The sequence below is a fragment of the Pseudomonas sp. Pf153 genome (genome assembly GCF_001269775.1).
Taxonomy (GTDB): domain Bacteria; phylum Pseudomonadota; class Gammaproteobacteria; order Pseudomonadales; family Pseudomonadaceae; genus Aquipseudomonas; species Aquipseudomonas uvaldensis.
The window spans coordinates 195492-207557 of the sequence record NZ_LHVL01000016.1 but is presented as its reverse complement, the minus strand read 5'-3'; the positions used below and the strand labels follow the sequence as shown (position 1 = coordinate 207557).

At 55.3% G+C, this 12066-nt stretch carries 23 protein-coding genes; all 23 read left to right on the top strand.

Annotated features, from left to right (window positions below; genetic code table 11):
* The first annotated feature begins 144 nt into the window (after positions 1–144).
* The gene (gene tuf / locus AD666_RS12070; RefSeq protein WP_053151959.1) at positions 145–1338 is read left to right on the top strand and encodes an elongation factor Tu; all 1194 of its coding nucleotides are present in this window, start codon (positions 145–147) and stop codon (positions 1336–1338) included.
* 156 nt (positions 1339–1494) lie between these two features.
* On the top strand, positions 1495–1806 hold the full coding sequence (gene rpsJ, locus AD666_RS25975) for a 30S ribosomal protein S10 (RefSeq protein WP_003186070.1): 312 nt from the start codon (positions 1495–1497) through the stop codon (positions 1804–1806).
* 80 nt (positions 1807–1886) lie between these two features.
* Positions 1887–2522: a 50S ribosomal protein L3 gene (gene rplC, locus AD666_RS12060; protein WP_053151955.1), complete on the top strand. Its 636-nt coding sequence runs from the start codon at positions 1887–1889 to the stop codon at positions 2520–2522.
* Between the two features lie 12 nt (positions 2523–2534).
* Positions 2535–3137: a 50S ribosomal protein L4 gene (gene rplD / locus AD666_RS12055; protein WP_007924200.1), complete on the top strand. Its 603-nt coding sequence runs from the start codon at positions 2535–2537 to the stop codon at positions 3135–3137.
* Entirely contained in the window at positions 3134–3433 is a 300-nt protein-coding gene (gene rplW, locus AD666_RS12050; protein WP_002555488.1) for a 50S ribosomal protein L23, read from the top strand. Before rplD ends, rplW begins: the two co-directional genes overlap by 4 nt.
* Positions 3434–3447: 14 nt before the next feature.
* On the top strand, positions 3448–4272 hold the full coding sequence (rplB, locus tag AD666_RS12045) for a 50S ribosomal protein L2 (RefSeq protein ID WP_053151953.1): 825 nt from the start codon (positions 3448–3450) through the stop codon (positions 4270–4272).
* A gap of 16 nt (positions 4273–4288) precedes the next feature.
* Positions 4289–4564 carry a 30S ribosomal protein S19 gene (rpsS, locus tag AD666_RS12040; protein WP_002555486.1) on the top strand — a complete coding sequence of 92 codons (276 nt, stop codon included), beginning with the start codon at positions 4289–4291 and terminating at the stop codon, positions 4562–4564.
* Between the two features lie 11 nt (positions 4565–4575).
* A complete protein-coding gene (gene rplV / locus AD666_RS12035; RefSeq protein ID WP_003103908.1) occupies positions 4576–4908 on the top strand; it encodes a 50S ribosomal protein L22 in 333 nt (110 codons plus the stop codon).
* A gap of 13 nt (positions 4909–4921) precedes the next feature.
* Complete coding sequence (rpsC, locus tag AD666_RS12030; protein ID WP_024778328.1) at positions 4922–5608, top strand: 30S ribosomal protein S3; 687 nt, start codon at positions 4922–4924, stop codon at positions 5606–5608.
* Positions 5609–5620: 12 nt separating this feature from the next.
* On the top strand, positions 5621–6034 hold the full coding sequence (gene rplP / locus AD666_RS12025) for a 50S ribosomal protein L16 (protein ID WP_003186052.1): 414 nt from the start codon (positions 5621–5623) through the stop codon (positions 6032–6034).
* Positions 6034–6225, top strand: coding sequence for a 50S ribosomal protein L29 (gene rpmC, locus AD666_RS12020; RefSeq protein ID WP_002555481.1), 192 nt, complete (start codon positions 6034–6036; stop codon positions 6223–6225). Before rplP ends, rpmC begins: the two co-directional genes overlap by 1 nt.
* A 2-nt stretch (positions 6226–6227) precedes the next feature.
* The gene (rpsQ, locus tag AD666_RS12015; protein ID WP_003194644.1) at positions 6228–6494 is read left to right on the top strand and encodes a 30S ribosomal protein S17; all 267 of its coding nucleotides are present in this window, start codon (positions 6228–6230) and stop codon (positions 6492–6494) included.
* A 23-nt stretch (positions 6495–6517) separates the two neighbouring features.
* Complete coding sequence (rplN, locus tag AD666_RS12010) at positions 6518–6886, top strand: 50S ribosomal protein L14 (RefSeq protein ID WP_024778329.1); 369 nt, start codon at positions 6518–6520, stop codon at positions 6884–6886.
* Positions 6887–6897: 11 nt separating this feature from the next.
* Entirely contained in the window at positions 6898–7212 is a 315-nt protein-coding gene (gene rplX / locus AD666_RS12005) for a 50S ribosomal protein L24 (RefSeq protein WP_003186046.1), read from the top strand.
* A 20-nt stretch (positions 7213–7232) separates the two neighbouring features.
* A complete protein-coding gene (gene rplE / locus AD666_RS12000; protein ID WP_017123249.1) occupies positions 7233–7772 on the top strand; it encodes a 50S ribosomal protein L5 in 540 nt (179 codons plus the stop codon).
* Positions 7773–7785: 13 nt separating this feature from the next.
* Positions 7786–8091, top strand: coding sequence for a 30S ribosomal protein S14 (rpsN, locus tag AD666_RS11995; protein ID WP_003186042.1), 306 nt, complete (start codon positions 7786–7788; stop codon positions 8089–8091).
* A 209-nt stretch (positions 8092–8300) separates the two neighbouring features.
* Positions 8301–8693 carry a 30S ribosomal protein S8 gene (gene rpsH, locus AD666_RS11990; protein ID WP_011063773.1) on the top strand — a complete coding sequence of 131 codons (393 nt, stop codon included), beginning with the start codon at positions 8301–8303 and terminating at the stop codon, positions 8691–8693.
* A 12-nt stretch (positions 8694–8705) separates the two neighbouring features.
* Positions 8706–9239 carry a 50S ribosomal protein L6 gene (gene rplF / locus AD666_RS11985; RefSeq protein ID WP_024077677.1) on the top strand — a complete coding sequence of 178 codons (534 nt, stop codon included), beginning with the start codon at positions 8706–8708 and terminating at the stop codon, positions 9237–9239.
* 10 nt (positions 9240–9249) lie between these two features.
* Positions 9250–9600, top strand: a complete 351-nt coding sequence (gene rplR, locus AD666_RS11980; protein ID WP_003186037.1) for a 50S ribosomal protein L18 — start codon at positions 9250–9252, stop codon at positions 9598–9600.
* Positions 9601–9603: 3 nt separating this feature from the next.
* On the top strand, positions 9604–10104 hold the full coding sequence (rpsE, locus tag AD666_RS11975; RefSeq protein WP_003186035.1) for a 30S ribosomal protein S5: 501 nt from the start codon (positions 9604–9606) through the stop codon (positions 10102–10104).
* Between the two features lie 2 nt (positions 10105–10106).
* A complete protein-coding gene (gene rpmD, locus AD666_RS11970; RefSeq protein WP_003176408.1) occupies positions 10107–10283 on the top strand; it encodes a 50S ribosomal protein L30 in 177 nt (58 codons plus the stop codon).
* Between the two features lie 3 nt (positions 10284–10286).
* A complete protein-coding gene (gene rplO / locus AD666_RS11965; RefSeq protein ID WP_003186032.1) occupies positions 10287–10724 on the top strand; it encodes a 50S ribosomal protein L15 in 438 nt (145 codons plus the stop codon).
* On the top strand, positions 10725–12053 hold the full coding sequence (gene secY, locus AD666_RS11960; protein WP_053151951.1) for a preprotein translocase subunit SecY: 1329 nt from the start codon (positions 10725–10727) through the stop codon (positions 12051–12053).
* The last annotated feature ends 13 nt before the right edge of the window (positions 12054–12066 follow it).

Here is a 12066-nt window from a genome sequence, read left to right as displayed (position 1 = left end):
TGTTCGAGCACACCCTTGTTAAGGGGGAGGGCCGCGGTTAAAAGAAGCTCAAGAGCTCCATCTAACAAGGCAGATATGAAAATATCTGCCTTTGTTTTAATGGTTAGTGTGACTTGCTAATTTCTTCTCCTAGGGGTGATTTCGATGGCTAAGGAAAAGTTCGAACGTAATAAGCCGCACGTCAACGTTGGTACCATCGGTCACGTCGACCACGGTAAAACCACTCTGACCGCTGCTCTGACTCGTGTCTGCTCCGAAGTTTTCGGCTCGGCCAAGGTTGAGTTCGACAAGATCGACAGCGCCCCGGAAGAGAAGGCTCGTGGTATCACCATCAACACCGCTCACGTTGAATACGATTCGGCCGTGCGTCACTACGCGCACGTTGACTGCCCAGGTCACGCTGACTACGTAAAAAACATGATCACCGGTGCTGCCCAGATGGACGGCGCGATCCTGGTTTGCTCGGCCGCTGATGGTCCGATGCCGCAAACCCGTGAGCACATCCTGCTGTCCCGTCAGGTTGGCGTTCCGTACATCGTTGTCTTCCTGAACAAGGCTGACATGGTTGACGACGCTGAGCTGCTGGAACTGGTTGAGATGGAAGTGCGCGACCTGCTGAGCACTTACGACTTCCCAGGCGATGACACTCCAATCGTCATCGGTTCGGCTCTGATGGCTCTGAACGGCCAAGACGACAACGAAATGGGTACTTCTGCTGTCAAGAAGCTGGTTGAGACCCTGGACAGCTACATTCCAGAACCAGAGCGCGCCATCGACAAGCCGTTCCTGATGCCAATCGAAGACGTGTTCTCGATCTCGGGTCGCGGTACTGTTGTGACTGGTCGTGTTGAGCGTGGCATCGTTCGCATCCAGGAAGAAGTTGAGATCGTCGGTCTGCGCGACACTCAGAAAACTACCTGCACCGGCGTTGAGATGTTCCGTAAGCTGCTGGACGAAGGTCGTGCTGGCGAGAACTGCGGCGTGCTGCTGCGCGGCACCAAGCGTGACGACGTAGAGCGTGGTCAGGTTCTGGTCAAGCCAGGCACCGTCAAGGCTCACACCAAGTTCACCGCAGAAGTTTATGTTCTGAGCAAGGAAGAAGGCGGTCGTCATACTCCGTTCTTCAAAGGCTACCGTCCACAGTTCTACTTCCGTACAACTGACGTGACTGGTAACTGCGAGCTGCCAGAAGGCGTTGAAATGGTAATGCCAGGTGACAACATTCAGATGACTGTCACCCTGATCAAGCCGATCGCGATGGAAGATGGTCTGCGTTTCGCTATCCGTGAAGGCGGTCGTACCGTCGGCGCCGGCGTCGTAGCCAAAGTCATCGAGTAAGACTTTTGTAGAGTCAGCTTGATGATTTGAAAAAGCCCCCGCTTAGCGGGGGCTTTTTTATTGAGTTGACACCTACCGGGGGCGTCTATAGAATTGCGCCTCCTTTTAACGGGCGTATTGCGCCCGGTGGGAATAGCAGCCGGAGTCTGAAATCCAATGCAAAATCAGCAAATCCGTATCAGGTTGAAGGCCTTTGACCATCGCCTGATCGACCAATCCACCCAGGAAATCGTGGAAACCGCGAAACGTACTGGTGCTCAAGTGCGTGGTCCTATTCCACTGCCTACCCGTAAAGAGCGGTTTACCGTTCTGGTCTCCCCGCACGTCAACAAAGACGCGCGTGACCAGTACGAGATCCGTACTCATAAGCGCGTTCTGGACATCGTCCAGCCAACGGATAAAACCGTTGATGCACTTATGAAGCTCGATCTTGCGGCCGGTGTGGAAGTGCAGATCAGCCTCGGCTAAGACTCGGTCTTGGTCGTGTAACGCTCTGAAATGGGCGGCCATAGCGGGTGAAAGCCCCGTACACTCATGAGGTTTACAACATGACTATTGGTGTAGTCGGTCGTAAATGCGGTATGACCCGTATTTTCACCGAAGAAGGTGTCTCCATTCCGGTCACGGTCATTGAGATCGAGCCGAATCGCGTCACCCAGTTCAAAACTGAAGAGACCGATGGCTATCGTGCAGTGCAAGTCACTGTCGGCGAGCGTCGTGCTTCGCGTGTAACAGCAGCTCAGGCTGGCCACTTCGCCAAGGCGAACGTTGCCGCTGGTCGTACCGTAATGGAATTCCGCCTTGAAGAAGGCGAGTACCAAGCCGGCGATCTGATCAAAGCCGAAATCTTCGCCGCAGGTCAGCTGGTTGATGTAACCGGTCAGTCCAAGGGTAAAGGCTTCCAGGGTACGATCAAGCGTTGGAACTTCCGCGGGCAAGATAACACCCACGGTAACTCCGTATCCCACCGCGTTCCAGGCTCTATCGGCCAGTGCCAGACTCCTGGTCGTGTATTCAAGGGCAAGAAAATGTCCGGTCATATGGGCGCCGAGCGCGTGACCGTACAGTCCCTGGAAGTAGTGCGCGTGGACGCTGAACGCAATCTGTTGTTGGTCAAGGGCGCTGTTCCTGGCGCTACTGGCGGCAACGTGGTTGTACGTCCAGCAGCCAAGGCTCGCGGTTAAGGGGAAGCTGACATGCAATTAAATGTAAATGACGCTCAAGCGATCGAAGTTTCCGAACTGACATTTGGCGGCGAATTCAACGAGACGCTGGTTCACCAAGCAGTCGTGGCCTATATGGCTGGCGGCCGTCAAGGTAGCAAGCAGCAAAAGACCCGTTCCGACGTTTCCGGTGGCGGCAAGCGCCCATGGCGTCAGAAAGGTACTGGCCGTGCTCGTGCCGGTACTATCCGTAGCCCAATCTGGCGTGGCGGCGGTACCACTTTTGCAGCTCGTCCTCAGGACCACTCCCAAAAGCTGAACAAGAAGATGTACCGCGCAGCAATGCGTTCCATCCTTGCTGAGCTGGTGCGTACTGATCGTCTGGTCGTGGTTCAGGATTTCGCTGTTGAAACACCGAAAACCAAAGACCTGCTGGGCAAACTGAACAACATGAGCCTGACCGACGTTCTGATCGTGTCGGACGCTGTTGATCAGAACCTGTACCTGGCTGCTCGTAACCTGCCGCACGTCGATGTGCGTGATGTGCAAGGTTCCGATCCAGTTAGTCTGATCGCATACGACAAGGTGTTGATCACCGTGTCGGCCGTGAAGAAATTCGAGGAGCTGCTGGGATGAACCAGGAACGCGTATTTAAAGTTCTGCTTGGCCCGCACGTTTCCGAGAAGGCTACGGTTCTGGCAGACAAGAAAGGCCAGTTCGTTTTCAAGGTTGCTACCGACGCAACCAAGCTGGAAATCAAGAAGGCCGTCGAAAGCCTGTTCAGCGTGAAAGTTGAGCGTGTGACTACCTTGAATGTTCTGGGTAAGAGCAAGCGCACCGCTCGCGGTCTGGGCAAGCGTAATGACTGGAAGAAGGCAGTTATCTCCCTTCAGCCAGGCCAAGATCTCGATTTCAGCAGCAGTGCTGAGTAAGGAAGGGGTGCATCATGGCAATCGTTAAATGCAAACCGACTTCCCCTGGCCGCCGTTTTGTGGTCAAGGTGGTCAACCAGGAGCTGCATAAAGGCGCTCCTCACGCACCGCTGCTCGAGAAGAAATCGAAGTCTGGTGGTCGTAACAACAATGGCCGCATTACCACACGTCACGTGGGTGGTGGTCATAAGCAGCATTATCGTCTGGTCGACTTCCGTCGCAACGACAAGGATGGCATCGCTGCCACCGTCGAGCGTATCGAATACGATCCAAACCGTACTGCTCACATCGCTTTGCTGCTGTACGCAGATGGCGAGCGTCGCTACATCATTGCCCCTAAAGGCGTGAGCGCTGGCGACCAGCTGATCTCTGGTGCTCTGGCGCCGATCAAGCCGGGCAACGCTCTGCAACTGCGCAACATTCCAGTTGGTAGCACCGTACACGGCATCGAATTGAAGCCAGGTAAAGGCGCGCAGATCGCTCGTTCCGCTGGTGCTTCGGCTCAGCTGATCGCCCGTGAAGGTGTCTACGTTACCCTGCGTCTGCGTTCCGGTGAGATGCGTAAAGTACTGGCTGAATGCCGTGCGACCTTGGGTGAAGTCTCGAACTCCGAGCACAGCCTGCGTTCGTTGGGTAAAGCTGGTGCCAAGCGCTGGCGTGGCGTTCGCCCAACCGTTCGTGGTGTTGCCATGAACCCGGTTGACCACCCACATGGTGGTGGTGAAGGTCGTACCTCTGGTGGTCGTCATCCGGTATCGCCATGGGGCTTCCCGACTAAGGGCGCGAAGACTCGTGGTAATAAGCGTACCGACAAAATGATCGTCCGTCGTCGCAAGTAAATAGAGGGATACGACAGTGCCACGTTCTCTGAAAAAAGGTCCTTTTATTGATCTTCACCTACTGAAGAAGATCGAAGTGGCGGCGGAAAAGAACGATCGCAAACCAGTCAAGACCTGGTCGCGTCGTTCGATGATCCTGCCACAGATGGTCGGTCTGACCATCGCTGTACACAACGGTCGCCAGCACGTCCCGGTTCTCGTGAACGAAGACATGGTCGGCCACAAACTGGGCGAGTTCGCCGGTACCCGCACATACCGTGGGCACGTGGCTGACAAGAAAGCCAAGCGTTAAGGGGTAAGGAAATGGAAGTAGCCGCTAAGTTGTCGGGCGCTCGAATCTCCGCCCAGAAAGCCCGCTTGGTCGCCGACCAGATCCGCGGGAAGAAGGTGGGCGAAGCGCTCAACCTGTTGGCTTTCAGCAGTAAGAAAGCCGCCGAGATCATGAAAAAAGTGCTGGAGTCGGCCGTAGCCAACGCCGAGCATAACGAAGGCGCAGACGTTGATGACCTGAAGGTCAGCACCGTTTTCGTTAACGAAGGGCGTTCGCTGAAGCGCATCATGCCACGTGCCAAAGGCCGTGCTGATCGCATCGTCAAGCGGTCTTGCCATATCACTGTCAAGGTTGCTGACAAGTAACGGAGTCGAAGAGATGGGTCAGAAAGTACATCCCATTGGCATTCGCCTGGGAATCGTCAAGGAGCACACCTCCGTCTGGTACGCAGACGGTCGGACTTATGCGGACTACTTGTTCGCTGATCTGAAGGTGCGTGAGTATCTCCAAGACAAACTAAAAAGCGCGTCCGTAAGCCGTATCGATATTCATCGTCCGGCTCAGACAGCACGTATCACCATCCACACCGCTCGCCCAGGTATCGTTATCGGGAAGAAAGGTGAAGATGTTGAGAAGCTGCGTCAGGACCTGACCAAGCAAATGGGTGTGCCTGTGCACATCAATATCGAAGAGATCCGCAAGCCGGAGCTCGACGGTATGCTGGTTGCGCAGAGCGTAGCTCAGCAGCTGGAGCGTCGCGTAATGTTCCGTCGCGCTATGAAGCGCGCTGTACAGAACGCCATCCGCATTGGTGCCAAGGGCATCAAAATCCAAGTGAGCGGTCGTCTCGGCGGTGCTGAAATTGCACGTACTGAATGGTATCGCGAAGGTCGTGTGCCACTGCACACCCTGCGTGCCGACATCGACTATGCCAACTACGAAGCTCACACCACCTACGGTGTGATCGGTGTAAAGGTTTGGATCTTCAAAGGCGAAGTAATTGGTGGTCGCCAAGAAGAGCTGAAGCCACAAGCACCAGCGCCTCGTAAAAAAGCTGCTAAGTAAGGGGTACGCCAAATGTTGCAACCAAAGCGTACGAAGTTCCGCAAGCAGATGACCGGTCACAACCGTGGCCTGGCACTGCGCGGTAGCAAAGTCAGCTTCGGCGAGTTCGCGCTGAAGTCTGTTGCTCGTGGTCGTCTCACCGCTCGTCAGATCGAGTCAGCGCGTCGTGCTCTGACCCGTCACGTAAAACGTGGCGGCAAGATCTGGATCCGTGTATTCCCGGACAAGCCTGTCACCAAGAAGCCACTCGAAGTGCGGATGGGTAAAGGTAAGGGTAACGTGGAGTACTGGGTTGCCCAGATTCAGCCAGGCAAAGTCCTGTATGAAATCGAGGGTGTTTCTGAAGAGCTGGCGCGTGAGGCTTTCGCCCTGGCTGCTGCAAAGCTGCCGCTCGCCACCTCCTTTGTTAAACGGACGGTGATGTGATGAAAGCGAATGAACTTCGTGAAAAATCCGCACAGCAGCTGAACGAGCAACTGCTCGGCCTGCTGCGCGACCAGTTCAATCTGCGTATGCAGAAGGCAACTGGCCAGTTGGGGCAGTCTCATCTGCTCTCGCAAGTTAAGCGTGACATCGCTCGCGTGAAAACTGTGCTCAACCAGCAGGCAGGTAAGTAATCATGGCAGAAGCCGAAAAAACTGTCCGTACGCTGACTGGCCGTGTTGTCAGCGACAAGATGGACAAAACCATCACCGTTCTGATCGAGCGTCGCGTAAAGCACCCGATCTACGGTAAATACGTTAAGCGTTCGACTAAGCTGCACGCGCACGACGAAACCAATCAGTGCCACATCGGCGACAAGGTCACTATTCGTGAAACCCGTCCGATGGCCAAGACTAAATCTTGGGCGCTGGTTGATGTTCTCGAACGCGCTGTGGAAGTCTAAGGGCTAGGGGTCGGAGAAATTATATGATTCAGACTCAATCCATGCTTGATGTGGCCGATAACAGCGGCGCTCGCCGCGTTATGTGCATCAAGGTGCTGGGTGGCTCCCATCGTCGTTACGCTGCTATTGGCGACATCATCAAAGTTACCGTCAAGGAAGCAATTCCTCGCGGTAAGGTGAAGAAAGGTCAAGTGATGACTGCTGTTGTAGTCCGCACTCGCCACGGTGTTCGTCGTGCAGACGGCTCCATCATCCGCTTTGATGGCAACGCTGCTGTTCTGCTGAACAACAAGCAAGAGCCAATCGGCACCCGTATCTTTGGGCCAGTGACCCGTGAACTTCGTACTGAGAAGTTCATGAAGATCGTCTCGCTCGCCCCAGAAGTGCTGTAAGGAGATCCGACATGCAAAAGATTCGTCGTGACGACGAGATCATCGTGATCGCCGGCAAAGACAAGGGCAAGCGCGGTAAGGTGCTTAAGGTTCTTGCTGACAACCGTCTGGTTGTTGGTGGTCTGAACCTGGTCAAGCGTCATACCAAGCCTAACCCGATGTCGGGCGTACAGGGCGGTATCGTCGAGAAAGAAGCGCCACTGCACGCTTCCAACGTCGCCATTTTCAACGGCGAAACCAACAAGGCTGACCGCGTTGGTTTCAAAGTAGAAGACGGCAAAAAAATTCGTGTCTTCAAGTCGACCCAAAAAGCGGTTGATGCTTGAACACTGCTAGGTAGAAGACCATGGCACGACTGAAAGAGATTTACCGGAAGGAAATCGCACCGAAGCTTAAGGAAGAACTTAAGCTGGCGAACGTGATGGAAGTTCCGCGCATTACCAAGATCACCCTGAACATGGGTCTGGGCGAAGCGATCGGCGACAAGAAAGTCATCGAGCACGCGGTAGCTGACCTGGAGAAGATCACCGGCCAGAAAGTCGTTGTGACTCACGCTCGTAAATCCATCGCTGGCTTCAAAGTCCGCGAAGGTTGGCCGATCGGTGTCAAAGTGACCCTGCGTCGCGATCGTATGTATGAGTTCCTGGATCGTCTGCTGTCGATCTCCCTGCCTCGGGTTCGCGACTTCCGCGGCCTGAATGCCAAGTCCTTCGATGGTCGTGGCAACTACAGCATGGGCGTGAAAGAGCAGATCATTTTCCCGGAAATCGATTACGACAAGATCGATGCTCTGCGCGGTCTGGACATTACCCTGACCACCACTGCCAAATCGGATGAAGAAGGTCGCGCTCTGCTGCGTGCTTTCAAATTCCCGTTCCGCAACTGATTGGAGTAGGAAAATGGCCAAGAAGAGCATGAAAAACCGTGAGCTGAAGCGTCAGCTCACCGTTGCCAAGTACGCCACCAAGCGTGCAGCGCTGAAAGCTATCATCGTTGATCTGAACGCAAGTCCAGAAGCGCGTTGGGAAGCTACCGTTGCGCTGCAGAAGCAGCCACGTGACGCAAGCGCCTCGCGCATGCGTAACCGCTGCCGCCTGACTGGTCGTCCGCACGGCGTGTACCGCAAGTTCGGCCTGGGCCGTAACATGCTGCGTCAAGCTGCAATGCGTGGTGACGTTCCAGGTCTGGTCAAAGCCAGCTGGTAAGCACTGTCAAAGTCCCGGTGCTCAGGGTCTCAGGATCCTGACCGCCGGTGGCCTTGAAGCCGAATCAAGCCCCTTTTGGGGCTTGATTCATTTCTGGGGTGTGTCTAGAATGACCGGCTCGCCTGAGCCCGTGTTTTTCATGCCCGGAGTTTCTCGGCGACACGTAGTAGCCGCAAGGCTAATTTTTTTGCATTAGGAGCGTCTAGCCCATGAGTATGCAGGACCCGTTAGCGGACATGCTAACTCGAATCCGTAATGCCCAGATGGCTGAAAAGTCCGTCGTAAGCATGCCGTCTTCCACGTTGAAGGTGGCTGTAGCAAAAGTCCTGAAGGACGAAGGTTACATCGCGGGTTATCAGATCAGCAGCGAAATCAAGCCTCTGCTGTCCATCGAGCTGAAATACTTCGAAGGCCGTCCGGTCATCGAGGAAGTGAAGCGCGTTAGCCGTCCAGGCCTGCGTCAGTACAAGTCCGTCGAGGAGTTGCCGAAAGTTCGCGGCGGTCTGGGCGTGTCTATCGTCTCCACCAACAAGGGTGTGATGACTGATCGTGCTGCGCGCGCTGCCGGTGTCGGCGGCGAAGTTCTTTGCACTGTGTTCTAAGGGGGGATAAGCATGTCTCGCGTCGCTAAGAACCCCGTTAAGCTGCCAGCCGGTGTCGAAGTCAAATTCGCAGGCCAACAGCTTTCGGTGAAGGGTGCCAAGGGCACTCTTGAACTGAACATCCATTCGTCCGTTGAGATCGTTGAGGAAGCCGGTGAGCTGCGTTTCGCTGCTCGCAATGGCGATCAACAGACTCGCGCAATGGCTGGTACCACTCGTGCGTTGGTAAACAACATGGTCCAAGGCGTAAGCCAGGGCTTCGAGCGCAAGCTCCAGCTGGTCGGTGTTGGTTACAAAGCGCAAGCAAAAGGCTCGGTTCTGAACCTGGCTCTTGGCTTCTCGCACCCTGTGGATTACGAACTGCCGGAAGGCATCACCGCTGAGACCCCTAGCCAGACCGATATCCTGATCAAGGGCATCGACAAGCAGCTGGTAGGTCAAGTGGCCGCCGAGATCCGCGACTTCCGTCCACCAGAGCCGTACAAAGGCAAAGGTGTGCGCTACGCGGACGAAGTCGTCCGTCGTAAAGAAGCCAAGAAGAAGTAGGGCATAGCAAATGACCGACAAAAAAGTTACTCGACTGCGTCGCGCTCGCAAAGCACGCCTGAAAATGCACGAACTCGAAGTCGTGCGTCTCTGCGTGTTCCGCTCTTCGCAGCACATCTACGCCCAGGTCATTTCGGCCGACGGCAACAAGGTCCTGGCAAGCGCCTCGACTTTGGATAAAGAACTGCGTGATGGTGCTACCGGCAACATCGACGCGGCCACTAAGGTTGGCCAGCTGGTCGCTACGCGTGCTAAAGCCGCTGGCGTCTCGCAGGTGGCTTTCGACCGCTCTGGCTTCAAGTACCACGGCCGCGTCAAGGCGCTGGCTGATGCTGCTCGTGAAGCTGGGCTGGAGTTCTAAGTTATGTCCAATAACGACCAAAAGCGCGACGAAGGCTACATCGAGAAGCTGGTTCAAGTTAACCGCGTAGCCAAAACCGTAAAAGGCGGCCGTATCTTCACATTCACCGCGTTGACCGTGGTAGGTGACGGCAAGGGCCGTGTTGGCTTCGGCCGTGGCAAGTCGCGTGAAGTGCCTGCTGCGATCCAGAAGGCAATGGAAGCTGCTCGCCGCAACATGATCCAGGTTGATCTGAACGGCACCACTCTGCAGTACGCAATGAAGTCTGCCCATGGCGCTTCGAAGGTGTACATGCAGCCTGCTTCTGAAGGTACCGGTATCATCGCCGGCGGCGCCATGCGTGCTGTCCTCGAAGTTGCTGGCGTTCAGAACGTTCTGGCCAAGTGCTACGGCTCGACTAACCCAGTGAACGTGGTTCACGCCACCTTCAAGGGTTTGAAAGCAATGCAGTCTCCTGAATCCATTGCCGCCAAGCGTGGCAAAAGCGTCAAGGAGATCTTCTGATCATGGCTACCGTAAAAGTTACGCTGATCAAAAGCATGACCGGCCGTATCCCTAACCACAAACTGTGCGTTAAGGGTCTGGGTCTGCGTCGCATCGGTCACACTGTAGAAGTCCAGGATACTCCCGAGAACCGCGGGATGATCAACAAGGCTTACTACATGCTGCGTGTCGAGGGTTAATCGATGAAACTCAATGATCTGAGTCCAGCGCCGGGTTCCCGTCGCGAAAAGCATCGTCCGGGCCGTGGTATCGGTAGTGGTTTGGGCAAGACTGGTGGCCGTGGTCACAAAGGTCAGACCTCCCGCTCCGGTGGCACTATTGCTCCAGGCTTTGAAGGCGGTCAACAGCCGCTGCATCGTCGCCTGCCGAAGTTCGGTTTCGTTTCCCTGAAGGCCATGGACCGTGCAGAAGTGCGTCTGTCCGAGCTGGCTAAAGTGGACGGCGACATCGTCACCGTGCAGTCCCTGAAGGATGCCAACGTGATCAACCAGAACGTTCAGCGTGTGAAAATCATGCTGTCGGGCGAAGTTGCTCGTGCTGTCACCATCGGAAAGGGAATCGGCGCCACCAAAGGTGCGCGTGCGGCTATCGAAGCAGCTGGCGGCAAGTTCGAGGAATAAATGGCTAAGCAAGGTGCTCTCTCTGCGCTCGGCAAAGGCGGTATGTCTGAACTCTGGGCTCGTCTGCGTTTTCTGTTCCTGGCGATTATCGTCTACCGAATAGGTGCACACATCCCGGTTCCAGGTATCAACCCGGACCGACTCGCAGACCTGTTTCGACAGAATGAGGGGACCATTCTTAGCTTGTTCAACATGTTTTCCGGCGGCGCGCTGGAGCGGATGAGTATCTTTGCGCTGGGGATCATGCCGTACATTTCGGCATCGATCATCATGCAACTGATGACCGCTGTCAGCCCGCAGCTGGAGCAGTTGAAGAAGGAAGGTGAAGCTGGCCGTCGCAAGATCAGCCAGTACACCCGCTACGGCACTGTCGTTCTCGCTCTTGTCCAGGCCATTGGCATGTCCATCGGTCTGGCAGGACAGGGCGTTTCGTTCACTGCTGACTTCAGCTTCTATTTCGTCGCGGTAACCACTTTCGTGGCGGGCGCGATGTTCATGATGTGGCTGGGTGAGCAGATTACTGAGCGTGGTGTTGGCAACGGTATCTCGATGTTGATCTTCGCAGGTATCGTTGCCGGTCTTCCGAGAGCGATCGGGCAGTCTTTCGAGTCTGCGCGTCAGGGTGATATCAATATTTTCGCTCTGGTTGCCATCGGTTTGCTGGCAGTAGCGATTATCGGTTTTGTGGTGTTCATCGAGCGTGGTCAGCGTCGTATTGCTGTTCACTACGCCAAGCGTCAGCAGGGCCGCAAGGTATTTGCTGCGCAGACGAGCCACTTGCCGTTGAAGGTGAACATGGCTGGTGTTATTCCGGCTATTTTCGCGAGCAGCATCTTGCTGTTCCCGGCTTCGTTGGGTGCCTGGTTCGGCCAGTCTGAAGGTATGGGCTGGTTGCAGGACCTCTCGCAGTCGATCGCTCCTGGTCAGCCGTTGAATATTCTGCTGTTTAGTGCAGGGATTATTTTCTTCTGCTTCTTCTATACGGCGTTGATGTTCAATCCGAAAGACGTAGCGGAAAACCTGAAGAAGTCCGGTGCCTTTATTCCGGGTATCCGTCCTGGTGAACAGTCGGCACGCTACATTGATGGCGTTCTGACCCGTTTGACCATGTTCGGTGCTCTTTACATGACGGCCGTCTGCCTGTTGCCCCAGTTCCTGGTGGTTGCGGCAAACGTACCGTTCTACCTTGGCGGGACCTCGTTGCTGATCGTGGTCGTGGTTGTGATGGACTTCATGTCCCAAGTACAATCGCACCTCGTTTCGCACCAGTACGAATCCCTGATGAAGAAAGCCAACCTGAAGGGCTACGGCAGCGGCATGTTGCGCTGAGTAGCGTCCATAA